This is a genomic window from Halobacillus sp. B23F22_5 (genome assembly GCF_043497085.1).
GTDB lineage: Bacteria > Bacillota > Bacilli > Bacillales > Halobacillaceae > Thalassobacillus.
Genome location: NZ_JBIEKI010000008.1, coordinates 56,841 through 81,539, shown reverse-complemented (window position 1 = coordinate 81,539; position 24,699 = coordinate 56,841). Strand labels below are relative to the sequence as shown.

General features: G+C 43.1%; 25 protein-coding genes. 13 read left to right on the top strand and 12 right to left on the bottom strand.

Going from position 1 to position 24,699, the window contains the following annotated elements; all coding sequences use genetic code 11:
• The first annotated feature begins 112 nt into the window (after positions 1-112).
• The gene (rpsN, locus tag ACGTN9_RS12310; RefSeq protein WP_093045217.1) at positions 113-382 is read left to right on the top strand and encodes a 30S ribosomal protein S14; all 270 of its coding nucleotides are present in this window, start codon (positions 113-115) and stop codon (positions 380-382) included.
• A gap of 236 nt (positions 383-618) precedes the next feature.
• Here rpsN and ACGTN9_RS12305 read toward each other — a convergent pair whose 3' ends face one another.
• A complete protein-coding gene (locus tag ACGTN9_RS12305; protein ID WP_499593183.1) occupies positions 619-1,374 on the bottom strand; it encodes a MurR/RpiR family transcriptional regulator in 756 nt (251 codons plus the stop codon).
• A gap of 185 nt (positions 1,375-1,559) precedes the next feature.
• Here ACGTN9_RS12305 and ACGTN9_RS12300 point away from each other — a divergent pair, with 185 nt between their 5' ends.
• From ACGTN9_RS12300 to ACGTN9_RS12285, 4 genes are all read left to right on the top strand, one after another.
• Positions 1,560-3,542: a fructose-specific PTS transporter subunit EIIC gene (locus ACGTN9_RS12300; protein WP_499593181.1), complete on the top strand. Its 1,983-nt coding sequence runs from the start codon at positions 1,560-1,562 to the stop codon at positions 3,540-3,542.
• 66 nt (positions 3,543-3,608) lie between these two features.
• Positions 3,609-6,260: a glycoside hydrolase family 38 N-terminal domain-containing protein gene (locus tag ACGTN9_RS12295; RefSeq protein WP_499593179.1), complete on the top strand. Its 2,652-nt coding sequence runs from the start codon at positions 3,609-3,611 to the stop codon at positions 6,258-6,260.
• A gap of 17 nt (positions 6,261-6,277) precedes the next feature.
• Complete coding sequence (locus tag ACGTN9_RS12290) at positions 6,278-7,972, top strand: alpha-amylase family glycosyl hydrolase (protein ID WP_499593177.1); 1,695 nt, start codon at positions 6,278-6,280, stop codon at positions 7,970-7,972.
• A 15-nt stretch (positions 7,973-7,987) separates the two neighbouring features.
• The gene (locus ACGTN9_RS12285; RefSeq protein WP_499593175.1) at positions 7,988-9,127 is read left to right on the top strand and encodes a glycerate kinase family protein; all 1,140 of its coding nucleotides are present in this window, start codon (positions 7,988-7,990) and stop codon (positions 9,125-9,127) included.
• Between the two features lie 150 nt (positions 9,128-9,277).
• On the opposite strand, the gene ACGTN9_RS12280 is transcribed toward ACGTN9_RS12285, so the two are convergent.
• Complete coding sequence (locus ACGTN9_RS12280) at positions 9,278-9,904, bottom strand: flavodoxin family protein (protein WP_499593173.1); 627 nt, start codon at positions 9,902-9,904, stop codon at positions 9,278-9,280.
• 314 nt (positions 9,905-10,218) lie between these two features.
• On the opposite strand from ACGTN9_RS12280, the gene ACGTN9_RS12275 reads away from it, so the two are divergent.
• Positions 10,219-10,359, top strand: coding sequence for a hypothetical protein (locus ACGTN9_RS12275; RefSeq protein ID WP_157620104.1), 141 nt, complete (start codon positions 10,219-10,221; stop codon positions 10,357-10,359).
• A gap of 330 nt (positions 10,360-10,689) precedes the next feature.
• Positions 10,690-10,824, top strand: a complete 135-nt coding sequence (locus ACGTN9_RS12270) for a hypothetical protein (protein WP_499593171.1) — start codon at positions 10,690-10,692, stop codon at positions 10,822-10,824.
• Between the two features lie 245 nt (positions 10,825-11,069).
• Here ACGTN9_RS12270 and ACGTN9_RS12265 read toward each other — a convergent pair whose 3' ends face one another.
• Positions 11,070-12,119 (bottom strand): class I SAM-dependent methyltransferase, encoded by a 1,050-nt coding sequence (locus ACGTN9_RS12265; protein WP_499593169.1) that lies wholly within the window; start codon positions 12,117-12,119, stop codon positions 11,070-11,072.
• Positions 12,120-12,275: 156 nt separating this feature from the next.
• On the opposite strand from ACGTN9_RS12265, the gene ACGTN9_RS12260 reads away from it, so the two are divergent.
• Positions 12,276-13,217, top strand: a complete 942-nt coding sequence (locus tag ACGTN9_RS12260; RefSeq protein ID WP_499593167.1) for a ComEC/Rec2 family competence protein — start codon at positions 12,276-12,278, stop codon at positions 13,215-13,217.
• Positions 13,218-13,365: 148 nt separating this feature from the next.
• Here ACGTN9_RS12260 and ACGTN9_RS12255 read toward each other — a convergent pair whose 3' ends face one another.
• The 4 genes from ACGTN9_RS12255 to ACGTN9_RS12240 all read right to left on the bottom strand — a co-directional run bounded on the left by ACGTN9_RS12255 (position 13,366) and on the right by ACGTN9_RS12240 (position 17,028).
• On the bottom strand, positions 13,366-13,584 hold the full coding sequence (locus ACGTN9_RS12255; RefSeq protein ID WP_499593305.1) for a hypothetical protein: 219 nt from the start codon (positions 13,582-13,584) through the stop codon (positions 13,366-13,368).
• A gap of 157 nt (positions 13,585-13,741) precedes the next feature.
• Positions 13,742-13,918: a hypothetical protein gene (locus ACGTN9_RS12250; RefSeq protein WP_499593165.1), complete on the bottom strand. Its 177-nt coding sequence runs from the start codon at positions 13,916-13,918 to the stop codon at positions 13,742-13,744.
• On the bottom strand, positions 13,912-15,879 hold the full coding sequence (locus ACGTN9_RS12245) for an aconitate hydratase (protein ID WP_499593163.1): 1,968 nt from the start codon (positions 15,877-15,879) through the stop codon (positions 13,912-13,914). The genes ACGTN9_RS12250 and ACGTN9_RS12245 overlap by 7 nt, the downstream gene beginning before the upstream one ends.
• A gap of 15 nt (positions 15,880-15,894) precedes the next feature.
• Positions 15,895-17,028, bottom strand: coding sequence for a zinc-dependent alcohol dehydrogenase (locus tag ACGTN9_RS12240; RefSeq protein WP_499593161.1), 1,134 nt, complete (start codon positions 17,026-17,028; stop codon positions 15,895-15,897).
• 129 nt (positions 17,029-17,157) lie between these two features.
• On the opposite strand from ACGTN9_RS12240, the gene ACGTN9_RS12235 reads away from it, so the two are divergent.
• Positions 17,158-18,480, top strand: coding sequence for an amino acid permease (locus tag ACGTN9_RS12235; RefSeq protein ID WP_499593159.1), 1,323 nt, complete (start codon positions 17,158-17,160; stop codon positions 18,478-18,480).
• A 14-nt stretch (positions 18,481-18,494) separates the two neighbouring features.
• Here ACGTN9_RS12235 and ACGTN9_RS12230 read toward each other — a convergent pair whose 3' ends face one another.
• The 3 genes from ACGTN9_RS12230 to ACGTN9_RS12220 form a co-directional block, all read right to left on the bottom strand.
• Positions 18,495-19,124 (bottom strand): LysE family transporter, encoded by a 630-nt coding sequence (locus tag ACGTN9_RS12230; protein ID WP_499593157.1) that lies wholly within the window; start codon positions 19,122-19,124, stop codon positions 18,495-18,497.
• A gap of 113 nt (positions 19,125-19,237) precedes the next feature.
• Complete coding sequence (locus ACGTN9_RS12225; protein ID WP_499593155.1) at positions 19,238-19,486, bottom strand: hypothetical protein; 249 nt, start codon at positions 19,484-19,486, stop codon at positions 19,238-19,240.
• A gap of 132 nt (positions 19,487-19,618) precedes the next feature.
• The gene (locus ACGTN9_RS12220) at positions 19,619-19,732 is read right to left on the bottom strand and encodes a YjcZ family sporulation protein (RefSeq protein WP_499593153.1); all 114 of its coding nucleotides are present in this window, start codon (positions 19,730-19,732) and stop codon (positions 19,619-19,621) included.
• Positions 19,733-19,993: 261 nt separating this feature from the next.
• On the opposite strand from ACGTN9_RS12220, the gene ACGTN9_RS12215 reads away from it, so the two are divergent.
• Positions 19,994-21,010, top strand: a complete 1,017-nt coding sequence (locus ACGTN9_RS12215; RefSeq protein ID WP_499593152.1) for an STAS domain-containing protein — start codon at positions 19,994-19,996, stop codon at positions 21,008-21,010.
• Positions 21,011-21,101: 91 nt separating this feature from the next.
• The gene (gene yxzF, locus ACGTN9_RS12210) at positions 21,102-21,203 is read left to right on the top strand and encodes a small protein YxzF (protein WP_499593150.1); all 102 of its coding nucleotides are present in this window, start codon (positions 21,102-21,104) and stop codon (positions 21,201-21,203) included.
• 107 nt (positions 21,204-21,310) lie between these two features.
• On the opposite strand, the gene ACGTN9_RS12205 is transcribed toward yxzF, so the two are convergent.
• A complete protein-coding gene (locus tag ACGTN9_RS12205; RefSeq protein WP_499593148.1) occupies positions 21,311-21,730 on the bottom strand; it encodes a VOC family protein in 420 nt (139 codons plus the stop codon).
• Positions 21,731-21,874: 144 nt separating this feature from the next.
• Positions 21,875-22,603, bottom strand: a complete 729-nt coding sequence (locus ACGTN9_RS12200) for a YqcI/YcgG family protein (RefSeq protein ID WP_499593146.1) — start codon at positions 22,601-22,603, stop codon at positions 21,875-21,877.
• Positions 22,604-22,732: 129 nt separating this feature from the next.
• On the opposite strand from ACGTN9_RS12200, the gene ACGTN9_RS12195 reads away from it, so the two are divergent.
• Entirely contained in the window at positions 22,733-23,365 is a 633-nt protein-coding gene (locus ACGTN9_RS12195) for a hypothetical protein (RefSeq protein WP_499593144.1), read from the top strand.
• Positions 23,366-23,447: 82 nt separating this feature from the next.
• Positions 23,448-24,608, top strand: a complete 1,161-nt coding sequence (locus tag ACGTN9_RS12190) for an acyl-CoA dehydrogenase family protein (RefSeq protein ID WP_499593142.1) — start codon at positions 23,448-23,450, stop codon at positions 24,606-24,608.
• Positions 24,609-24,699 lie beyond the last annotated feature (91 nt).

The window sequence follows — 24,699 nt, the reverse complement described above, 5'->3', positions numbered from 1 at the left end:
AGCTTGAAAAAGTAAGGCCCGCAAGTTATAATTGAAAAGTAAATCGTAATGATTACTATTTAAAAATCCACTTCGATTTCTAATAAATAGTTTATAAGAAAGGAGGTACATGATGGCTAAAAAGTCAAAAGTCGTAAAAGAACAAAAGCGTCAAGAAATGGTAGCTAAATATGCGGAATTAAGACAAGAATTAAAAGCACAAGGCGACTATGAGGCTTTAAGGAAACTTCCGCGGGATTCTTCACCGACACGTTTGACCAAGCGCTGTGAAGTGACTGGACGACCACGTGGAACGATGCGTAAGTTCAACCTTTCCCGTATCAAATTTCGCGAACTAGCCTACAAAGGCCAGCTCCCAGGAATCAAAAAAGCAAGCTGGTAAGATCAAAAGCGGAAGAGCGCGGTAAGCGACGAAGAGACTGGACTGCCCCGCAGGAGATAAAGAAGACACAGAGAGCGAAAGCGAGCTGATGTCGCCTTATCGTACGGAGGGGAAGGAAGTCTTCAAGTCGCTGCGCTCTGTAGCTAGCCGGTCAAAAGCGGAAGAGCGCGGTAAGCGACGAAGAGACTGCTTACTATTCAAAAATCATCAATCCCAGTAGAGGATTGGTGATTTTTTTATTGTTCCTTTAGTATCAGCTTCAAGTAGTATTCAAAAATCAGATCAGCCAGCATGACAAGTGTTGATCGGGCTGAGACATCGTAGCCTTCGTAAGATGCTTTCCTCACAGGAGCGCTGATATTCTCATTTGTCAATGCAGGAAGGGGACTGTCCGGGTTATTTGTGACTGCCACTGAAGGGATATTCAAATGGGACAACTTCTCGGCTGCTTTCAATAAAGTTTCTGTCTCTCCGCTGGAAGAAATGAAGATTACTAAATCGTCACGACCAATCCAATTACTGATCAGGTCAATCATATGGGATTCATAGATGTAAGTGGAGGATTGATTCATTTGCATCAGCCGTTTACTTAAGTATTCTCCGATCGTTTTTGTTAATCCTACAGATAGAATCACAATTCGCTCTGCCTTCTGCATGGAAATCGCGATACTTACCAGGCTATCAGGCTGCAGTTTTTTTAAAGTGGCGGGTATATCCTGGAGATAGCGCTGAATAGGGTCTTCGTCATCATTAGGCAGGCTGGTGGCATCGATATCTTTTAAATGATACTTCAGCTCCGCATACCCTTCTAATCCTAACTTGTGACAGAGACGGATAATAGTAGTGGTGCTTACATTGTTAGCATCAGCCATTTTTGTCAAAGGCATCGTTTTGGACTGTTCCAGGTTATCTTCGATGTAATAAAGTACATGCTTCTCCGAATGTGTCAGCTCTGGTAAATAGGTGGAGAAAGTATCCAGCAGTTTGCCCATCATTAGTGCTCCTTCGTGAACTTATAATAGCTGTCATTATTAGTTCTTTAAGTATATCATATCGAATGCTGTCTCTATTATGTACAAATGTACATCACCTGTACAACCATAGGGACTTTTCCCGTGTTATAAATGAATTACAGAGAAATTGAAAGCACTTACAACAAACAAGGCGGGTGAGCGAAATGGAATTAAATCAAATGACGGAAAAAACATTAATCCGTTATGACGTGAAAGAGACGACAAAAGAAGAAGTGATTTGGTCATTAGTAGAATCCCTTTATGAACAAGGGTATATCACCTCTAAAGAGGAATATTTTGAAACCGTTTTAGCTCGTGAAAAAGTGTCAGCCACTGGGATGGAAGCAGGGCTTGCCATTCCTCACGGGAAGTCCTCAGCTGTGAAAAAAGCCGGGTTTGCAGTCGCCAGGCTTTCCACACCAATAGATGATTGGGAAAGTATCGACCCAAACAATAAAGTTGAACTGATATTCCTTTTGGCTATTCCGGAAGGGGAGGCAGGTTCCACACACTTGAATCTGCTTGCTGAACTTAGTACACGCCTAATGGACAAGGATTATTATAATCGTCTGATGGCTGCAGAGAATTCCGAGCAATTCATAGCCGCGCTGGATCAGGTTTCTGTAAAAGAGAGTCAGGACCCGGACGATTATGAAAAGACTATTTTGGCGGTTACTGCCTGTGCGGCAGGTATCGCTCATACGTATATGGCTGCTGAAGCATTAGAGCAGGCGGGGAAAGAGAAAGGTATTCGTGTCCTTACCGAGAAACAGGGAGCGAATGGCCTGGAGGATGAGCACACTGCGGCAATGATCAAACAGGCTGATGCTGTCATATTTGCGACAGATATCTCTCCAAAAGGGAAAGAACGATTCCAAGGACTCCCATACATCCAGGTCAGAGTTGCTGAACCATTAGGAAAAGGCGATGAGCTAATCGACCGTGTTCTGAATAATCCAGATGGTATTGTTGCAGCGGAAAATGCTGAGGAAAGTGCTGGTGGGGAAGAGAGTCAGTCATCCAACAAAAAGACAGGTGTGCTCGCTGAAATGGGGCAGGCGATCCTGACGGGAATTTCTTACATGATCCCGGTTATTGTGGCGGCAGGTCTGATGATGGGTATCGCCAAGCTTGGCGCCGTACCATTTGGGCTGGTCAATGAAATCAATGACATATCCTATGCAACACATGATAATGAGCTGTTTGTAATTCTTCATCACCTCGATAAATTCGGGTTTATGATCTTCCAGTTCATGTATCCGATTTTTGCCGCCTTTACGGCATATGCGCTTGCTGATCGAGTTGGAATTGTAGCTGGTTTTATTGGGGGTCTATTTGCTGCAGGTATCCATTATCGCTTCTGGGGAATTGAAGAAGGTATTCCTTCCGGTTTCTTTGGGGCCCTAATTCTTGGTCTGTCTGCAGGTTATATCGCACGGTTCTTAAATCAGAAAATCAAGCTTAATAAAAACTTCCAGGCGATGAAGCCGATGCTTATCATCCCTGCTATCAGTGTGTTATCTATCTTTTTATTGAATTTCTATATTGTCGATCCTGTGTTTGGTGGTTTAAATGTAATGTTGCGCAATACGATCGAAGCTTCTCAGGAATCTGGAGAAATTGTCCTCTCCACGATTATTGCAGCAGCTACTGCTTTTGATTTGGGCGGTCCTATCAACAAAGCAGCAGGTGCTATTGCTATCGGTTTAGCGGCTGATGAAATCTTCCCGCTTACTGCACGTGTTCTGGCAATCGTCATCCCGCCGATTGGGCTTGGACTTGCTACGGTACTCGACAAATATGTAGTAGGACGCCGGGTGTTTGATGCGAACTTGCGTGTTACCGGGAATACTTCTATCCTGCTTGGCTTTATTGCCATTAGTGAGGGAGCTATTCCGTTCATGCTGCGTAATCCGCTCATCACCATTCCAATCAATATCATCGGTGCGATCCTCGGTGCAGTTACAGCCGTTTTGTTAGGTGCCGTCCAGTGGCTGCCACTTCCAGCATTCTGGGGATGGCCGCTCGTCGAAAATATCTGGGCCTACCTGATTGGTCTGCTTGTCGGTACGTTATTCATTGCTCTTACTAACATTCTAATTCGTCATATGCTGATCAAACGAGGACGTATGACGGTAACATCATAAAAAAACATGTTCGCGGAATCTTTTTAAGAAGGTCCGCGAACATACTGTTATATTGGAGGATTCGTTATGTCTAAGAAACGCGTCTATGTCGTTCCCCACTCCCACTGGGACAGGGAATGGTATTTCACCATAGAAGATTCAAATATCCTTTTAGCTGAAAACCTTGACCATTTGCTTGAATTACTAGAGCAAAACGAAGAATATCACAGCTATGTTTTTGACGCGCAAATGTCTATTGTCGATGAATATTTGAAAGTAAGACCAGAGAATAAAGAACGGCTCAAGCGACTGATCGAGCAGAAACGAATTTTTGTCGGTCCGTGGTATACCCAGGCGGATTCCCTGCTGGTCCATAAGGAATCACTGGTCAGGAATTTGCTTTATGGCATCAAAGGGACGAAGGCAATGGGGCATAGCATGAATGTCGGCTACCTGCCTGATATCTTCGGTCAAAACATCTATCTTCCTGCGCTATTCCGTGACTTCGGAATCGATTATGCTGTCTTACAGCGCGGTATTTATTCTGATCAATTAAACGGGAATACTAATTTTCTCTGGGAATCTCCCGATGGAAAATCGGTAAAAGCGAATCTTATCCCGCTTGGCTATGGCCCAGGTAAGTTTTTGAATGCGGAGAAAGATTTCCACCAGGAACGGCTGCAGCCGATGCTGGAAAAGTTAGCGGAAATGAACAAGGATACAGATAACCTGCTTCTTCCTGCTGGTGGGGACCAGGTTTTGGTACGAGAGCATTTCCCGGAGACGATTCAACAGTTGAATGCACAGGATGAGCAGTTTGAATACGTGTTGTCCGATTATGAAACATTCATGGAAGATACCTGGGAGGAAGATGACTTCGACCACACCATTACCGGTGAACTGATCGGTACGGAAAGGTCACGAATTCATAATACAATCCGCTCCCAGCGTTATGATATCAAGCAATGGAACAGTTTCGTCGAACATAAAATCATCAACCAATTAGAACCACTGGCGGTTATCGGCAAACAATTAGGGCTTCGTTACCCGCAGGAATGGCTGGATATCATGTGGAAAAACCTCTTCGATGTCCATGCTCACGACAGTATCGGCGGATGCAACTCTGATGATACCAATCGTGACATTATCCATCGGTTGGAAAAAATAAATCGGCAGGCGGATGGGCTGTTGAACCTGATTAAAAAACAGCTGACCCATGCTATCGCTCGAGAACTTGATGATGATCACATTGTTGTTTTGTTCAATACGAATCTCAAACATTATCATGGGGCGGTAGAAACGACTATTTTCACAAAAGATAAAGATTTCATTTTACAAACAATAGATGGACAAGAACTGGCAGTTACGATTACCGAGCAAGAGTATTTGAGTGGCGGAAAGAAAATCGTCGTCACAGCTGAAGGTGATAAGGAAGTGGAAATCCCTGGCTACTACCGTTCTCAGGTGCTGGTTGAGCGGGCTGAAATTCCTGGCCTTGGCTATACCACCCTGCAGGTGAAGAAGGGAACGGATGCTACACGTATGCAATTGGATAATAGTACAACAATCGAGAATGATAGATATGAGGTGAGGTGCAATAACAAAGGGGAACTGGTCCTGAATGATAAGCGATCTACTTTGACTGTGGAGAACTTCCTGCAATTTGAAAATGTAGGGGACGCGGGTGATTCTTATGATTTTTCCCCGCTTCCAAAAGAAGAACCTATCATTCTAGATAAAGCCGAAATAATCACCATTGAAAAATCACCACTGGTTCAGCAAATGACGGTGATGCACCAGGCGGCTGTTCCTGCTGACCTTAAGGAACGTGAAGATAACCAGGTGAAAACGCCATTGGCTGTGTATTCCACCATCGAACTTCGGAAGGGAGAAGGTCTGGTCCGGATCCAACACGAAGTTGATAACCAGAGCATCGACCATCGCCTTCGCGCTTTAATTCAAACCCCGGTAAAACATGCAGAGAAATCATTCGGAGATCAGGGTTATAGTATCATCGAACGTCCCGTTTCAAACCCGCGGATGGAAACGTGGAGGGAGCAAGGCTATAAAGAGGCACCAGTTCCGATTTATACGGTGGAGCAATTTGCTGGTGTAGAAGATGGACAGGGTCACCTGACTGCCTTTACAAAAGGAATCAAGGAGTATGAAGTGATAGAAGAGTCACATCAGCTGGCCTTGACGTTATTCCGTAGTGTCGGTTTGCTAGGTAGAGATGATCTGCTCTGGAGACCAGGCCGGGCATCAGGCATCAATAATAAAGTAGTCACCACTCCCGATGCACAAATGATCGGCAGGATGTCATTTGACTATGCCATCCATTTGGAAGGCGAAAAAGTGGAGACATCAGAATTATTCCGGTTAGCCGATCATTTTAATGAGCGCTATGTATCGTATCAAAACCAGGATCTGAATACGTTTGAAGAGCGATTGGACCGCTTTGAAATTCCTTATCCGGTCAACGAACTTCCAGACAGCTATGGACTTGCTGCTATCGACAATCCAAACGTATTCATCAGTGCTGTTAAAAAGGCACACGACGATGATGGCATCATTGTCCGATTATATAACCCAACAGATCAGGAAGAAACGATCTCATTGTCAAGCGACTACATGGACAACCCGCGGAAGACGGACCTGGCTGAAGAAAAAGTTGGAGAAATAACTGCTTCAACGGTTGCCATCGCGCCTAAATCTTATCAGACCGTCAAACTATCCTGAAAAGGAGCATGCAAGCTATGCATAAAGAACAATTAATTCAACTGGTTACTGATCATTTAAAAAAGATCTATCAGAACGAATACCAGCCGGAATATACCAATGATTTCCGCGCTTTCATCGAGAAATGGGAAGGAAAGGAGTGGGGAGCCCCCGCTCCTTTAACCGAAGAGAATATTTATTTAATTACGTACGGCGACAGCATTTATGACAATGACCGGCCGACACTTCCTGTCCTTCATCAGTTTTTAAAAGAAGAAGCGGGTGAAGCCATTACGGATGTACACTTGCTTCCTATGTTTCCTTACACCTCCGATGATGGTTTTTCGGTGACAGACTACCGAGCGATTAATCCAAATCTCGGAAGCTGGGAAAACATCAGAAGTTTTTCGCGTGACTATCGAATGATGTTTGATTTCGTAGCGAATCACATTTCCCAGTCCAGTGAATGGTTTCAAAAATATTTGTCAGGCGACCCCGATTTTGAAGGGTTTTTCATCCCTGAAGACGAAACTATTGATACGAGTAATGTAGTCCGTCCACGTACGTCTCCTTTGTTCCATGAATATGAGGGGGAGGCAGGCATGAAGACGGCCTGGACTACTTTCAGTAAAGACCAGGTTGATGTCAATTTCAAGCATTTCCCTGCATTAATGGAAATGACGGATGTACTGTTAGATTACTTGAATCAAGGCGCAACAAGTATTCGTCTCGACGCTATCGGCTTTACTTGGAAGGAATCTGGCACAACGTGCATCCATTTGCCCCAGGCTCATGAAATCATCCGGCTTTGGAATACGATTGTCAGCTATTTCAAACCGAACGTACAAATCATTACGGAGACCAATGTGCCTCATAAGGAGAACATCAGTTATTTTGGCAGCGGGACAGATGAAGCGAATATGGTGTACCAGTTCTCTTTGCCACCATTAGTGCTGTACAGTTTTACTACTCATAATACCCGTCATCTCACCGAATGGGCGAAGACGATAACGAAAGTATCTGACCAGGCCACGTACTTCAACTTTTTAGCCAGTCACGATGGAATTGGCATGAGGCCGACAGAAGGGATCCTTTCCGAAGAGGAAAAACAGATGCTCGTGGATAAAGTACTGGAAAACGGGGGCGAGGTTTCTTATAAAAGCAACCCGGATGGCAGCCAATCCGTATACGAGTTGAACATCAACTATACCGATGCCTTAATCAATCATGGTGAAGATGATGAACTGGAAGAGGCCATCCAGAAAATGCTGGCAGCACATGCCATTTTATTATCGTTTATTGGTGTGCCGGCGATTTATTATCACTCCCTGCTAGGGTCTTCTAACGATACGGAAGGAATGAAAGAATCAGGCATTCCACGCCGGATCAACCGTGAAAAGTTAGCGTACCAGACCATTAAGCGGGAGTTACAAGAAAACCCCCGGAGACATGGTATCTTTAACGGCCTGAAGCGGATGATCGATATCCGGAAACAGCGTAGTGCGTTTTCTCCTTATGCTTCACAGGAAGTGATCGAGATTTCGGATCAGGTTTTTGCATTAATCCGTTATAATGAAGATACTGGAGAAAAAATATTCTTCGCAGTCAATACAGCGAAAGAACCGGTGAAATTCAATATTCCATTCCAGGGATACGACCTGCTCAATAATCAGTCTGTTGCGGAAGAAATAACTTTAGATGGTTACGAGTTTGTATGGATACTTGCGGATTAAGAAAGTAGTGATAGTATGAAAATTTTGTTAGCACCAGATTCTTTCAAGGGGTCGCTGTCAGCTTATGATGTAGGGAAGGCTGCGGAAGCAGGTGTGAAAATGGCTTTAGATGCTGAAATTTCTTCTGTTCCTATGGCTGATGGAGGAGAGGGATCTATTGAGGCATTATCTTCCCTGGATGTCGAGGAAATCCCTGTGACAGTTGCGGGTCCCTCAGGGAAAACCGTTAGTACGAGTTATATCACACTGAAACAAAACGGTGAGGAGATCGCTTTTATAGAGTGCGCACGCAGCACAGGACTGCCGTTGATTAATAAGCAGTCAGCAGATCCTTATGAACTGAATTCCTACGGGTTGGGTGAGCAAATAAAAGATGCGGTCGAGCGTGGATATCGTACCATCATGGTCTCCTTGGGGGGCAGTGCGACAACGGACGGCGGAACCGGAATGCTGCAGGCATTGGGCTTTCAGTTTTTGAATGAACAGGGTGACGTACTTGAAGCCGATCGCAATATCGTGACAGAAGTCGTTCATATTAAGGATGAAAACAAAATTGCCGGACTGGATGACTGTCGTTTTATAGCTGCTACCGATGTTACCAATCCATTTTACGGCCCCAAAGGTGCCGCCTATATTTATGGCCCTCAAAAAGGCGCTGCAGAGGAACAGATACCTGAACTCGATAAAGGCCTTCAGCAGTTTGCGAAATCGATACAGGAAAAATATGGGCATGATGTCCAGCATATTCCGGGTTCAGGTGCTGCCGGGGGGCTTGGAGGTGCGCTTGCCGGTGTATTGGGTGCAGAATTGAAGTCTGGTTTTGATATAATTGCAGCACTTACCGGATTGGAAGAGAAAATCAGCTCCAGCAACTTAGTCATCACTGGGGAAGGCAGTCTCGATGCCCAATCGTTATACGGAAAAGTTCCTGTAAATGTAGCCAGGATGGCGAAAAAACACGGGAAGCCGGTGATTGCCATTGCAGGAACAGTGGGTGAAGATATATCCGAGCTTCATGACATGATTGACGCTGTCTTCTCGATTCAGACTGGCCCGAGAAGTCTCGAAGATGCTATGAACCCTAAAATTGCCGCACAGCAAATCACCCAGACAACAGAACAAATTATGCGACTCTGGAAAACACGTCGAATTTGATAGGAGTTTGGAGATTTTTAGAATGCTCACCCCATACCACGAAAAGCGATCCGTTTTCCAAACACCATAACGCTCATGAAATTCTCGTGATTAATTGAATAGGAAGAAAAAAACACTTGGTTTGCTAGCCAAGTGTTTTGTGTATGAATCTCACATCACGTTTCCTTCTGCTGGAATTGGATTCTGTTTTAATATCCGCGCTAAATGAATCAGGTTATAAGCTTCCATTGTAACATTATTCCGGGTGAAGTCATTTTCAATGCCGTTTGCTTCAATGTAGGACGGTCCTGGTCCTGCTTCACCGACCCAGTAGGCATCTGCATTAGGTGGTATATTAAAGCCGAAGTGGGACAGCGTGAAAAGAATGGAGCCTGCTGCTTTTTTAGCGCCATCTTCATTACCTGTCACTACTGTTCCTGCTACCTTGTTATAATAAATCGATTGTCCTTTTTCATTGGTAATGGAGGCACCTCCATTTATACGTTCAATAGCAAGTTTAGCTAGACTGCTTTTTTCTCCTGCCCATACCGGGGTAGCAAGTACAAGGATATCGGCTTCCTTAATTTTCTCAAATATCTCCGGCCATTCATCGCCTTCCCCAAGATCGTCACTGACTCCGTATTTAATGGAGTAATCAGCGAGACGAACTGTTTCATGGGCTACCCTTTTTTTATCAAATACCTCAGTTAATTCATTGGAGAGTGCTTCCGTGTTGGAAGGTTCTTCTTCACTAGTCTTAAACGAAGCATTCAAGATTACTGCTTTAAGCTCAGTCATTGTAACCACTCCTTTATGTACTTCTCTTTACCCGAAATATAGGGAATAAATCATGTGTTTATCCATTGTCGGAATGTGTCACCAATCTGGTAATAAATACCTATAAGTTTGGGATTGCGTTATCCAATCTCACCGTGGTAAATTTGCATTACATAAAGATAGAGCACTTGGAATTAACTGAAGCTACAATCTTCTGAAAATTCAAAATGTGCTTGAGTCTTTATGAAAGCCTGGTTAGGTAATTGCCCAGTGACTTGAAACTGAGTCTAAAATGGGAATCTCCTAATACATTTTTAAAAGGAGGGTGAGCTGCTGTGACGATCCTGTTTACCAAAGGCCGGGAACTGTTTGAAGAAGATGCAAAGAACCAGGCGTTCAAGGAAAAACCAGAAAAAAACAGTCCAGCGAAAACTCGTAGTGGTAAGTTTTTGTCTTTTGCGAAAAAGCGTAAGTAAGCCGAGATTGAAGGCGTGGTCTTTGGAAAAGTGAATAATGGCAGGATCAACGAAACATGGGATGAAACGCAGCAGGTCATCAAATGAAATCAGAAATAGTCTGATGATGGTGGCAAGACTGATAGTGAATACGCATGAACGTAGATGAATCCTATGTTTGCGGTTGACATTGCATAATAAAGACCTTTGCGGTATGCGAATATCCCGCAAAGGTCTTTTAGTGTTTAATAAGAGGTTGGTACCTAATAAAAAATGGTAAATAATTTTAAGTTTTAATGTGTGCACACGGGGAATTGCCTAGTACACTCAATGATAAAGGAGGGTTGAAAAGTGACGATCCTGTTTACCAAAGGCCGTGAGCTGCTTGAGGAAGATATGAAAAATCAAGCCTTCAAAAAGCAGCCAGAGCAAAAACCAGCACAGAAAAAAAGTGGCAAAGTAACGATGTTTTCTAAAAAGAAGTAAGTCTTTGGGTATCCACAATTGAATAGAACAGGATCAACTATTTCATGGGGATGACTTGGTGGCAGTCATCAGCCAACATCATACACCGTTATGATATACAAACTCGCAAATGAGGATGATAAACATTATCGTACGTTATAGTTTTACACCACATTTGATTCCTATGTTTTTAGTTGTATCAAAAAAATAAAAACAGAATCCTTCTACTATAAAAGGGAAGAGGGGTTCTGTTTTTTAATGTGTTATCATCTCGGCTGTGCAATGATTCCATTATGAACTTTGATATAACCATGACGGAGTATCTGAAAACCATGCTCATACAGATAAAGCCCCATTTGTTCCACAGTCATAAGTTCGCGATAGGTATGATTCATAACGTCTGCCATCACATGATAATATATCTTAGAACGCAACTGGCTGCGTGGTGTCGTCATAATGACATAGCCGCCAGGTTTCAAGAATCTTCGGTGCCAATCAACTACTTCTTCTTTATATTCATCAGGGAAATGCTCAAGTAAACCTACGGATAGTACGATATCGAATTCTTTCCCAAAAACTAAATTGCGAATGTCCTGCACTATATATTCTACGGAAAAATCCTCTTTATAGTAAATCTTCGGACCCCCAGTAGATGGATTATCGCCCAGAAAAGGGTAGCTTTCCGGAAACTCTGCAAATCGGGTAGTCTTACAATATTCATCATAATCGACCATTACTATTTCTGCTCCAGGGTACATCGCCGCCAATTGCATTGCTTCATATCCTTCGGCTGCTCCTAAAAACAATATGCGAGGCTTTTTTAAATCAAGCCCTTCAAATAAAGCCCTTTTTCCTCGCGGGTCCCAAATTCCATCCTGAATTCGATGAGCATAATTCCATAATTGAATTTGCATGATATCTCCTAAGGCTTCTTTTATGGCAGAAGGCTTAAAGGAGGTCATCGTTTTCAGAAAAGCTTGTCTCGTTTCAGTCATTTCCTTTGGTACGTCTTTCACAAACCATTCATGAAAAGCTTTATTAAAGTAAGACCAGGAGGTTTTCGGGGGCATTTTTGTTTGATAGGTTTGTTCCCATTCCAGACGTTCCTGCGAATAATTTTTAACTTGATATGGCTTACCAACATCCTTCCAGGACAGCTGAGACCAATCGTTGACAGTATTAAGCTTAATAAACTTATTATAGTCTTTTTCGGACAGCTGGCGTAACTCGACTCGGTACTGGTTTAGCACCTCTGTTGTTCCTATATGCTCCTCTTTATACGGGGAAAGCCGGTCAGTAGCGGTTGCTTCCATCATTGAAATCCATCTCCTATTAAAATCAGAATATTTAAACTAATTATAACTTTACCTGTAAATGGAAAACAACCTGATTATTTATTTTTGAGCCAGGTGTAAACTGTGAAAAATCACAAAAACTAAAGCTATATCATTTTCAAGAAGGGAGCATGGTCAGTGTTATTACACCTGAAAAAAATATGCGGCAGCATATTGATATTAATGGCACTTCATCCAACAGCAGCATGGGGTGTGCCACTGCAGGAAACAGGAAATTCATCTGCTTGGCAATCTTCTGTTGAGGCTATAGAAACTGGCACGGAAGAGCAGGAGCTGGAAGTTCATTTCATTGACGTAGAGCAAGGGGACAGCATTTTCATCAAGTTTCCGAATGGCAAAACAATGCTTGTCGATGCTGGTGATAGAAAAGCGGGGGAAAAAGTAGTTAAGTATTTGAAACATGCCGGTGTTTCTACCATTGATCAAGTTGTCGCCACTCACCCTGATATTGATCATATCGGAGGGTTTTTAGAAGTATTTGCTCATATGGGAGTAAAAAAACTGCTGGATAGCGGAAAAACTTATACCACGGATACGTATGCTGAATACTTGAAATTGATTGCATTGAATGAAATTCCGACACAAGTAGCAGAAGAAGGGCAGCAGCTGCATTTGGATCCAGATGTGAAGGTGCAAGTGCTGCATGTCAATCGTAACGAAAAAGAAAACAACCCAGCTTCGATTGTGTTGAAGTTGAGTTATGGAGATATGGATGTATTGTTAACCAGTGACACGGAAGAAAAAAATGAAAAAAGGCTGATTAAACGTTATGATGTTCAGGCGGAAATCCTGAAAGTAGCCCACCATGGCTCAGCAACCAGCAATTCGCAGGCTTTTGTCGATGCAGTCAATCCGGAAGCTGCTGTTTTTTCTTATGATCAAGCGAATGATTATGGTCATCCTGTTCCTAAAGTGGTTGCCAGATTATATCACCTGGGCACTGCCTTATACTCTACGGCTGAATCAGGGGATATCGTCATCTCCATTAATGAAGATAACTATGACATTGATGCAGACCCTTATGACCCCGGTTTTGAACCTGGACCCAGACAAGGATGATGTTTTTCAATTAAAAAATCCCAGGCAGTAAGTCTAGGTCACTGAAAAACTGAAGGTTATTGAAAAGTAGAATTAAAAAAAGCGGTCTGTGTAGAATTTAATTTCCATACAGACCGCTTTTCGTCTAATTTCAAGTGGTTTGTGCCCTCTATTCCTTCATTAGTTTAACGATTCGTTTCACATTAGCTGTAAAAATCGCCATCGCACCTTGAATGCGCATGCCTTCAAGACCGGAAAATGAGGCGACCTCATATCCGTGTCTATGTTTCAATTCGCTATTCTTCGTTTCTTTTTTTTTACATCTGTTGATTACACGATGAGCGTTCGGTGGTGACGCCTGCGGGAACAGCGCGAGCCGAAGATCCACTTGGTCAAGTGATCTTCTTGACCAAGTTAGCTGAGGCCGTGCCCGCGGCAAGCATCCACCGATAAGTGATTCGTGAGAATCAACCACAAACTTTAACAGCTCTTTTAGATTAGAAAAAACTTTTTCAATGGAATCGCAGTAAGACGGGCTTAATTTTTTATTCTAAAATTCGGTTCATTTCGTCTACATCCATCTGTCCATTGGGTTCAGAATTCTTTCCGAGTGTCATTACTCCACTGCCTCCACAGACGCTGCATGTATATTTCCATTCTTCATCGTCCATTAATAATCCTGCACCATCGCAGGCTTTACAAATTTGGTTTCGGTCTACCATAATTGTTCCTCCTTATCATTGACTTGTCTTGCTTTAATCCAGTTGATCAGCCCGCCTTTCAGCATCATATCGATTTGTCGATCAGAAAGCGCATGTTCCAATTGGATCGCTTGTTTTCCTTGGACGTTTGCTTTGACTATTGTTCCTGTTTGAATGCTTTTTCTTAAGTCATCCAATTGGATGAGATCGCCTTGTTCCAATTTGTCATAATCCTTTTCATCACGGAAAGTAAGTGGAAGGACACCAAAATTCACCAGGTTCTGCCAATGGATTCTGGCAAAGTCTTTGGCAATGACTACGCGGAGGCCTAAATATCTTGGTGCCAGCGCGGCGTGCTCCCGGCTTGACCCCTGCCCATAGTTATAACCTCCGATTAAAGCGTGTCCGCCTTCTTCTCTTATTTTCATAGCCCGGTCATAATAACTGTCATCAATGATTTCGAAAGAGAATTTGCTTATCTCAGGCAAGTTGCTTCGGTAAGGCAAGACTCTGGAACCGCCAGCAAGGATTTCATCTGTAGAAATGTTATCGCCCATTTTAAGCAGGACAGGTATCTTTAACCTATCAGGAAGCGGACTCATGTCAGGAATAGATGCGATATTCGGTCCTTTTTCTAACGTCACTTGCTTCGCTTCTTCCAGTGGCAGAGGCTTTTCCAATAAATCGACATCAATCGATGGATGGGTGATTTCCCTTACTTTTGGATATTTCATCTCCAGACTTCGGGGATCGGTTATTTTTCCGGTAAGAGCGGATGCAGCGGCTGTCTCCGGGCTGCATAAAAATACGCTGTCTTCGCGGGTACCGGACCTGCCAGGGAAATTCCGGGGCGTCGTCCGCAGGCTATTCCTTCCGGTAGCCGGTGCCTGCCCCATTCCGATACAACCGTTACAGCCTGCCTGGTGTAGTCTGGCACCAGAACTTAACAGGCTTGCAATATGACTTTCTTTCACAAGATCCGTAAGCATCTGACGGGAAGAAGGGTTGATGTCAAAAGAAATTCCTTTTGAAATCTGCTTACCTTTTACAATTTCGGCTGCAATAGCAAAATCTCTGTAACCAGGGTTGGCGGATGATCCCACATAGGATTGGTAGATCGGTTCGCCTTCCAGGTCTTTGACAGGTACGACATTTCCCGGACTGGATGGTTTGGCAATCATCGGTTCGATCTCAGATAAATTGATTTCTTCGTTAATGTCATAAGTCGCTCCTTCATCTGCGAGGATTTCCACCCAGGCATCCTCCCGCTGCTGGCTTTTCAAGTATCGGCGGACTTCTTTATCTGAAGGGAATACCGTTGCAGTGGCTCCGAGTTCTGCTCCCATATTAGCGATGACATGCCTATCCATAGCACTTAAGTGCTTTAGTCCCGGTCCATAATATTCGATGATTCTACCGACCCCGCCTTTCACATCGTGGCGCCGCAATAATTCTAAAATCACGTCCTTAGCGCTTACCCAATCGGGAAGTTCCCCTGTAAGCTCGATTCCCCATATCTGTGGCATTTTTACAAAAAAAGGTTCCCCGGCAATAGCCATTGCAACATCGATTCCGCCGGCCCCCATGGCAAGCATCCCCATGCAGCCATTCGCACAGGTGTGGCTGTCTGAACCAAGTAATGTTTTCCCTGGTTCAGCCAGTCGCTGCATGTGGACAGGGTGACTTACTCCGTTACCTGGCCGGCTGTAATAGAGTCCGAACCTGCGGGCGGCACTTTGTAGGAAAAGGTGATCATCCGGGTTTTTATTATCCTCCTGAATAATATTGTGGTCGACATATTGGGCAGAAGCTTCTGTTTTTGCACGGTCAAGGTTCATTGCTTCAAGCTCCAGCATAACCATCGTTCCTGTTGCATCTTGTGTAAGGGTTTGGTCAATTCTTAAGCCGATTTCTTCGCCAGCTTTCATTTCGCCGGATATGAGGTGACTGTTGATCAATTTCTCGCTGACATTCATAGCCATAGTTTTTCCTCCTCATCAAGGACGAAGTACCACTTTGATACAATCGTCTTTTTTTCCATTAAAAATTTTATAACCATGGGCAGCCTCATCTAAGGGCAGGTGATGGGTAATAATATTGGTAGGATCAATTTCCCTATTCACTATCTGCTGATACAGCCTTTCCATATAAGTCCTGGCATGTGCCTGGCCCATTTTTAGTTGGATGTTACGAGAAAAAAATGCCCCTAACGGAAACATATTGTATAGACCGCCATAAACACCGGTAAGCTGTACTGTTCCACATTTCTTTACTGCTTTAGCAGCGATTTGAATGGGTCCTAAAGTTCCGCCTTGCAATTTTAACTTCTGCTGTGCAAACTCTAATGGTGATTTTTTACCGTCCATTCCGACACAGTCAATGACAACGTCTGCACCGCCTTTGGTTACCTCTTTTAAAACCTCTCCCATATCCTCATGGGCTGTGAAGTCAAATGTATCTGTTTGGTTAGTAAGCTTGGAATGATTCAGACGGTAAGGCAGGTAATCGACAGCAATTACTCTAGCTGCGCCTTTCTGCCAGGCGAATTTCTGAGCCATTAAACCGACAGGACCACAGCCCAGGACAATTACTGTGTCTCCAGCTTTAACCCCGGCATTTTCAACACTCCAGTAAGCGGTAGGGAGTACATCAGATAAAAACAACAAAGCATCGTCGTCCAGCTCGCAATCCTCTGGAATGAGAAAAGGGGTATAGTTGCCAAATGGCACCCGCAGATACTCGGCCTGGCCGCCTGGATAGTTCCCGAATTTTTCTGAGTAGCCAAAGTAACCACCGGAATCGTAATGCGGGTTGGCGTTGTCACATTGGCTTTCTTGGTGGTTATGGCAATAGGGACAGGTGCCACAGGCCACGGTGAACGGAATGACGACACGATCGCCTTTTTTCACTTTGGTTACATCTTTTCCTATCTCTTCCACGATCCCCATCGGCTCGTGACCAATGACATATCCGATCGGCAGAGGATAGTTACCCTGGTAAAGGTGTAAGTCCGAACCGCAAATCGCGGTCGAGGTGATTCTGATAATGACATCTTGAGAATCTTGAATGGTTGGGAAGTCTGTTTTTTTAACACTGACAGAATATTTACCTTGATAAGTGACTGCTTTCATGGCTCCTCCTTGGATTGTTTTTCTATGTGTTAAGATAGCCTGTTTGCCGTATCTTATGTATGAATAAGCGGGTTTGTATGTTTTAGAGAGGCCGGTTACAAACTATACCGGGTGGAAGGAGTTCGGATTATGAGTAAGCAGCAAACTGATTCGCAAACAAAAATACCCTGGTGGCAGCTGACACTGATCGGAGTAGGCTGTACGATTGGTACAGGTTTTTTCCTGGGATCCGCATTAGCAATCAAACGGGGAGGACCTGCTGTTATTCTTACGTTCCTTCTTGCAGCAGTAGGAACATATATCGTGTTTGATGCTTTAGCCAGGATGACTGCAGAAGATCCGGAAAAGGGCTCGTTTCGTTCGTACGCTAAAAAAGCGTACGGCAGATGGGCAGGGTTCAGCAATGGGTGGGTGTATTGGACTTCAGAGCTTTTGATTATGGGCAGCCAGTTGACTGCTCTTGCGATATTCTCACAGTTCTGGTTTCCTGATATGCCATTGTGGTTATTATCAGCTATTTTTGGCGTATTAGGTATCGGGGTCATCATTACAGGTGTTTCAGGATTCGAACGCTTTGAAAATATTTTTGCGGTAATCAAGACAGCAGCAATTGTGATGTTCATTATCATAGCAGCATTAGCTGTTACTGGTGTGCTGGGAGAGGGACGCCCTGATCGTACATTTGAGTGGACATGGGGAGGGCTGTTCCCTGCAGGAATGACTGGTTTGTGGGCAGCGTTGATTTATGCCTTTTATGCATTTGGGGGAATCGAAGTGATGGGGATTATGGCGAATGAATTGAAAGACCCGAAGGAAGCTCCGAAATCGGGGAAAGTAATGCTTAGGTTGCTTGCGATCATTTATGTCGCATCTCTAGGCTTAGCAATTTTTCTTGTTACCTGGGACAAATTCAATGCAGATGAAAGTCCCTTTATCACTGCATTAGCTAAATACGATTTGGCTTTTGTACCACATGTTTTTAATGGCGCGTTGGTAATCGGCGGATTTTCTACAATGGTCGCTTCCCTTTATGCTATTACCACCATTCTTTCAACGCTTGCAGAAGATAAGGATGCCCCGGCGTTTTTTGCAAAAACCGGAAAACGCGGTGTTCCATATCATGCCTTGTGTTTAACCATTTCGGGGCTGATCGCATCGATAGTCGTAGCTTTGTTGCTCCCTGAAAAAATTTATGAATATTTAACAACTGCTGCCGGATTGATGCTGCTCTACACATGGATTTTTATATTGTTTTCTTATAACAAATTGATGGATTTGCCAGGTAAGGCAAAAGTAAAACGATGGGTTGGACTCCTTTTGATTGCAGCAGCTGTCAGCGGTACATTGCTGGATAGTACGAGCAGAATTGGTTTCTTCATCAGCCTGTTATTCCTGGCAGTAATAGCTCTGGTTACCTTTTTGATGAGAAAGAAGTGGAAGGAAGCTTCATGACTTTGCTGAATGTCTTATAAATGAAATAGCATTTTAACTGCCTGCATAGCGAAGTAGAAAGCAAAACCGAATAAACTTACTCCTGATAAAACAGAAATACGCTTTAACGTACGCGGGGTGAGCACCCGCCTAAACCCGCTTGATACGACGGCCATCGTAATGTCCCATAGCATCAAACCTAGTAAAATCGCTCCACCGTATAACACCAGGTGCCACTGATCATAGCGGTTGATGGTATTGGCCAACACGGATCCGTAAATGCCGAGCCAAAACAGAATGGATAAAGGGTTGGTAATAGCAAGCAAAAATCCTGTTGAAAATGTTTTAGCTAAGGAGTCTTTCTGGCGGTTATAATCCACATCAACTTTATGAGAGCTGGCAATACTTTCAAATCCAGTATATAAGAGAACAAATGCACCGAATGACCATAAAAATGTTTTCATGAACGGAATTTCTAAAAAGTGTACAACTCCAAGAAAGACGGCAATGATAAAGCAGATTTCAGCTACAATTGCCCCTAACCCGATCAGCCAGGAATGAAAAAAACCGTTTTTGATTCCCTGGTTGATTTGCGCCGCATTGATTGGACCAAGGGGGGCTGCCAGTGACAACCCGAGGAAAATATAACTAAGAAAAACACCCAAAGCACTCACTCCTTCACGATATGGAATAGCTTGTACAATATGTATGCACAAATATCCCAATGTACCACTGCAAAAAAAAGCACACCGTCTCCTGGATGGTGTGCTGAGTGCTTTTATCGATTATTAGCTTGATTAGTTTCTTCAATTAATCGCAATAAGTCAGTGGCTCGCTGCATGTCATGGTTGCCAATCCCCCTGAATAAGGCGGGATTATGGGTTGCTTCATTTAACATCTCTTCCGCTTGTTTGACCTGTTGCTGTGCCTCTGTATATCCGCTTCGTTCTTCCTGTGCTCTTTCTACCGCTCGTTTTGCCTGGTTAAGCTGGTCCATTACAGACTTGAAATCTTGTTGATCTTTCATGGTTATCCTCCTTTTTATTGTTAATTTGCCTGAAAAGCGGCGGTTTTATCCGCTGTCTATGTAACCTGATCCAAACAAAAAGTCCACACGGCTTACGCCGTATGGACTTTCATTAAAGCAGGGCAGGGCTGATTAATAACCCCAGCCTCTACCGTAACCGCCTCCTGCATAGGATGCCCCTATAATAATTAATAGGATGAACAATACGACTAATAAAGCGAAACCGCCACCATAACCTTTACTCATCAAAGCACCTCCTTTCTATTTATATATGTTGTAAGATGACGAATGTACTGGGTAAATGCCTATTCCTGATGAATTTATGCAAGGGAAAGAAGTCTTGTTCAAACGTTCGAAGAAAGTGGAGCAGTCTACGGAATCCCTATCATAAATTGAAGAAATAACGTGATAGTTGTAGAAAAGGGGGCATTTCCCCCTGAAAATAAGGTATGATAGTAGTAATATAAAAGTATTACAAATACATCTTAAGAAATAGGGGGATGCGGTTTGACAAAAGACCCGGAAATCAATGTAGGGGGACTTACTTTTGCGTGGGAGATGGAAGAGGGGAGGTTTCTATTCGAAGGAGAAGACGCTGTCCTTTTTTGGATAACTTCTGCGATGAAATCTTTTTTCGATACGATTGAGGAAATTTCAGGAGAAGAAGCTGCAAATTTAGTTATGGAAACTACTGGTTTTCGTCAAGGTTCTGTCGTAGGGGAATACTTTCAGAATAAAGGTGTGGGGATAGAAGAAGTAGCAAAAATACTGCCCAATACATACGCCTCAGCGGGATGGGGAAAAGCGGAAATTTTAAATATTGATGGAGAAAATAAAACACTTACCGTTAAACTGAAGAACGACTGGGAACATAAGATCAATAAGGCTCAAGGGAAAGAGGAGCGTGGTTCCTTTCTCCCCGCCCATTATGCTGGTATATTCTCCGGTCTGTTCGGTTCGACGATATGGTATGAAGTGCAACAGTCCCAGTTGGAAGGCTATGACTACACCTATATCAACTATTTTCCGGAAGATGTCAACGTAGCACGCAATATCCATGATTTAGCCCGAAAAAAAGAAGCTGAACAAATCCGTCATTTAGAAGGTTTGGTCGAGGATAAAACCAGAGATTTGAAACAGCTGGTCAGAACACTTTCATCACCGATCATCCCCGTCTTGGAAGGAATTGTCGTAGTGCCTTTGCTTGGTCGATATGATGAAGAACGTGCAGACGAGTTAATTACCAAAACATTAACCAACCTGCCAGAATATAAAGCCACCTATCTCGTATTAGATTTGACAGGTCTTGATAATGACCTTACCAGTTACACGGCTAGCTTAATCGAAAAAATGGGAACCGCGGCAAGCTTGATCGGTACAAAAGTCATTATTGTCGGTATCTCGGCAGAACTAGGGAGAATTATTGCCAATACGGAGATCGATTTATCTAAATTTGATTGTTTCCAGAACTTGCAGCACGGGATTCATTACGCTCTTGCTCAAAATGGCAGACAGATCGTTTGATGCATTCTTACTGTCTGTAATTGTTTGATGGTCACCTCATGTGGGTAAGTATAGAACAAGTACCAAATCAAATCATAATGAGGTGAAAATAATGGGTAGACTTATAAGGAAATTATTTAAATACGCACCAGTCATCTATCCAATGGTTCGAAAATTTATGAATAAACGTAAAAGCAGAAGAACTACACTTTAATATGCGAATGTAATCGCTCCTCCATGAGAGGGGCGGTTTTTTAGTTTCGAAATTATATACCACATTAAAAAGGCGGATGACTCAAGGTTCGAGTCTCCCGCTGGTAACTACTTCTTCAATTTTTCCAAATTGGTTTCATGGAACTTGGATCCTTCGACTTCATTGACGATACTAAAAGGATTTCCGTCTGGATCAAGGAATTCAAATGCATACATGCCCCCGAAATCATCAATTTTGCTGACAACCACACCTTTTCTATATAGATCCCGGTGAGCTTCATGAATATCTTTAACTAGAAAATTATAGTAACTGTTTTTCTTCCCTTTTACTACTTCAAATTCAGTAGGCTGGGGATTTTCTACTTCTATCAATCCTAGCTGAGCATCTCCCTTTTTAAAAACGAAGCCCGCACCTCTTTCACCAAAATCCCATTTGTCGACGAAGATAGCTCCTAAATTTTCCTGATACCACTTCATGGATTCCTCAAGGTTTGTAACAGGTATGAAAATACTGCCAACCTTAAACATTGCAACATCTCCTTTTAGAAGGATTACTTATAAAATTAAATTCGCTGAAAGCGGCCATTTTCCTTCTTTTTTCCTGCACATCCATCACATTAAATTAATACAGTGTACATGAAAGAAGACGCCTTGTAAGGGGCGTCTTTTTGATTAGCTATTATTTTGATGAAAGGGGCATTTACCGGTAACCGGTTTGACGTCGTCACCGATAAAGTATTGCTTCCATTCATGATGGGTAGGATCACCATAATGGCTGATGTCCGGGTGTTTCGGAAGCTGGTCCCACTTTTCCACTCGTTCGCGGACTTTTTCACGAGACATGATACCGCCTTTACTGGTACCTTCTAAACCTTCGAAAATTTTTCTGGGCTGGAACCCAAGTACCAAAGAATTGCCCAGGTTCCGTGTTTTCCTCTGTTTGTATGCAGGGGAGTTTCCGAAAACAAAGAACGGCTCACCTGCGAATGAAAATGCCCATAAGTGATGGTTGGGATCGGTTGGATAATCCACTGGCCAAGGCTCCTGGTCATTATCATTCAAATAATTTAAGATTTTCCAGAAATAATCCCGATAATATTCAATAGACTTTTCTTCTTGCTCAGGTTCTACAAATAAGAAAAAACCATGCCGGATAAATGGGGGAGCTTCAAATAATTTTAAGAATTCTTCTACTGTGTTCGGAAGGTGGGACCAGTCGTCATGATTTAAGAAAGAATAACGGAGTTCTCCTTTCTTTTCTGCTCCCATACCAAAGTAACAAGGGAAAGTCGGTTCGGTAACAATGTTATGGAATGTTTCATATTCTTCTGGCAGCCAATCAGGTACAATCGATCTATCTTTCATATCTTGTTTTTCCAGCAGGAAACTATCTTTTTTCATAAAAGCGACTCCTTTCCATACATACACTGACTTTCTTTTTCCCTATCCATACTAAATAAAAACACAGTAATGGTCTGGTACATTATGGACAAGCTAATGATGAAAATAATGGAATGGAGGCTGAATGTTTTGGTTGGAAAATTTCAGTTATTAACAATCATTATGATGGTGTTACTGGGATTCGGAGCGCCTTTGGGGGCACAGGAAAAAGGTGATGAGGGGTCTATCATGCACAGTCATGAACACAAAGAAAATGACCATCATAAAGAAATTCGTAAAAGAATCAAAGAATTCGAGGAACGTGGCTATAAACAAGAAAATATAAGAAAAGCCATTCTGATTGCCAAACATGCTTATGTGGAGCCGCAAAAGGTGTTGGATACCTATCAAGTGACAAACTCATGGCAAGCTACAGCAAAAACCTTTGGGGTTGACTACGAAAAAATCAAGCAGCATCATCAAGAAAAGGTACAGGAGTTTTTCAAAAAGAATGAATCTCAAATTTTAAATGAATTGACTGCTTATACAGGTAAAGACCAGACAGAGCTGGGGGGTTATCTGGATAAGGATGTCTCGCTTAAAACCTTGATGAAAGCAGCTGTGGTGGCAAAGCTTAGTGAAACAGAAATAGAAGATATTATAAAGGAGAATCAAGACGGTAAATCATGGAAGGATATTTTACATGAAAGGAAAATTGAGCCTGGTGCTCTTCAATCAGAGATGGAAAACCTTTTTCACAAAATAAAGAATAAAAGTGAATGAACAATTTTTCAGATAAATCATTGGCGTAATCCCGACTATTCTAGTAAGCTTTTAATAAACATATGCTAGTTGGGGTGAGCAAATGAGTGATTTATATAAAACTCTGATTAAAAATGACCGGCAGCAGCGATTTTACAATAAAGCGGCAGTGTTAGCAGATAAGGTGAAACAACGCACTACCGCCTCTGACCAACAGGCTTCTTTTTCTAAAGAAAACTTAGCGGATTTGAAGCTGGAAAAGTACTTTTCCCTCCCTCTACCGGAAAATCTGGGAGGAGAAGGGCTTTCGTTATATGAACTTTTATTAATGCAGGAGCGGCTTGCTGCAGGTGATGGATCAGTGGCATTATCGGTCGGGTGGCATCTCGGAATTATTATGGAACTACGTGATGAACAGCTCTGGGGTAAAACAATCTTTAATAAAGTAGCCAAAGAAATTGCAACGGAACAAAAAGTAATGAACCGTGCTGCCTCTGAACCAGCAACAGGAAGTCCGACACGTGGTGGAATACCGGAAACAAAAGCTGTGCGTAGTGGCGGCCGCTATATAATTAGCGGCAGAAAAACTTTCACCTCGATGGCTGATTGCCTGGACTATTTCATCGTATCTGCTTATGTGGAAGAGCTTGGGGAAGTCGGCTGGTTTTTGATAGATAAAAATCAGGAGGGTGTAACGGTCGAACATACCTGGGATACCCTTGGCATGCGGGGAACGGGGAGTGATGATCTCGTCTTGAATGGTGTTTCGGTAGAAGATGATAAGCTAGTCGAACTTACCAGTCAGAAATCATCCGTACCGAAAGGCTGGCTGTTGCACATTCCGGCATGCTACCTTGGCATTGCGATTGCTGCCCGCAACGATGCGATCGACTTTGCGAAGAATTTTCAACCGAACAGTCTCGATCACCCAATTGCTGAAGTTCCACACATTAAGCAAAAAATAGGTGAAATAGAGTTGAAGCTTATGAACGCGCGTTATTTCATGTATACCATTGCCGAAAAATGGGATCAGGAGCCAGAGAACAGGAAACAGCTTCAGGCAGAACTGGCAGCGGTGAAAGTAACAGCGACCAACACTGCAAACGATGTCGTCGATCTTGCTATGAGAATTGCCGGCGGGAGAGGGCTGTCGAAGCGATATCCTTTTGAAAAATATTACCGGGATGTCCGGGCAGGGCTGCATAACCCTCCAATGGATGACTCTGTTTTCGACATGCTTGCTGATCAAGCTTTCCTTAGATAATGTGAATAGGTTTCTTGTAAGCCAGCCTGCTGCAGGCTGGCTTTTGATTTGGCTAAAACCCAATCTTATGCATAGCGGGCAGTGCATAAAT

Excerpts from the sequence above, each read along its gene's own strand:
- ACGTN9_RS12200 (WP_499593146.1), bottom strand. The coding sequence starts at position 22,603 with ATGAAAAAAGATAGTTTCCTGCTGGAAAAACAAGATATGAAAGATAGA.
- ACGTN9_RS12240 (WP_499593161.1), bottom strand. The coding sequence starts at position 17,028 with ATGAAAGCAGTCACTTATCAAGGTAAATATTCTGTCAGTGTTAAAAAA.
- yxzF (WP_499593150.1), top strand. The coding sequence starts at position 21,102 with ATGGGTAGACTTATAAGGAAATTATTTAAATACGCACCAGTCATCTAT.
- ACGTN9_RS12235 (WP_499593159.1), top strand. The coding sequence starts at position 17,158 with ATGAGTAAGCAGCAAACTGATTCGCAAACAAAAATACCCTGGTGGCAG.
- ACGTN9_RS12290 (WP_499593177.1), top strand. The coding sequence starts at position 6,278 with ATGCATAAAGAACAATTAATTCAACTGGTTACTGATCATTTAAAAAAG.
- ACGTN9_RS12250 (WP_499593165.1), bottom strand. The coding sequence starts at position 13,918 with ATGGTAGACCGAAACCAAATTTGTAAAGCCTGCGATGGTGCAGGATTA.
- ACGTN9_RS12295 (WP_499593179.1), top strand. The coding sequence starts at position 3,609 with ATGTCTAAGAAACGCGTCTATGTCGTTCCCCACTCCCACTGGGACAGG.
- ACGTN9_RS12280 (WP_499593173.1), bottom strand. The coding sequence starts at position 9,904 with ATGACTGAGCTTAAAGCAGTAATCTTGAATGCTTCGTTTAAGACTAGT.
- ACGTN9_RS12285 (WP_499593175.1), top strand. The coding sequence starts at position 7,988 with ATGAAAATTTTGTTAGCACCAGATTCTTTCAAGGGGTCGCTGTCAGCT.
- rpsN (WP_093045217.1), top strand. The coding sequence starts at position 113 with ATGGCTAAAAAGTCAAAAGTCGTAAAAGAACAAAAGCGTCAAGAAATG.
- ACGTN9_RS12225 (WP_499593155.1), bottom strand. The coding sequence starts at position 19,486 with ATGAAAGATCAACAAGATTTCAAGTCTGTAATGGACCAGCTTAACCAG.
- ACGTN9_RS12305 (WP_499593183.1), bottom strand. The coding sequence starts at position 1,374 with ATGGGCAAACTGCTGGATACTTTCTCCACCTATTTACCAGAGCTGACA.
- ACGTN9_RS12265 (WP_499593169.1), bottom strand. The coding sequence starts at position 12,119 with ATGATGGAAGCAACCGCTACTGACCGGCTTTCCCCGTATAAAGAGGAG.
- ACGTN9_RS12220 (WP_499593153.1), bottom strand. The coding sequence starts at position 19,732 with ATGAGTAAAGGTTATGGTGGCGGTTTCGCTTTATTAGTCGTATTGTTC.
- ACGTN9_RS12205 (WP_499593148.1), bottom strand. The coding sequence starts at position 21,730 with ATGTTTAAGGTTGGCAGTATTTTCATACCTGTTACAAACCTTGAGGAA.
- ACGTN9_RS12245 (WP_499593163.1), bottom strand. The coding sequence starts at position 15,879 with ATGGCTATGAATGTCAGCGAGAAATTGATCAACAGTCACCTCATATCC.
- ACGTN9_RS12300 (WP_499593181.1), top strand. The coding sequence starts at position 1,560 with ATGGAATTAAATCAAATGACGGAAAAAACATTAATCCGTTATGACGTG.
- ACGTN9_RS12190 (WP_499593142.1), top strand. The coding sequence starts at position 23,448 with ATGAGTGATTTATATAAAACTCTGATTAAAAATGACCGGCAGCAGCGA.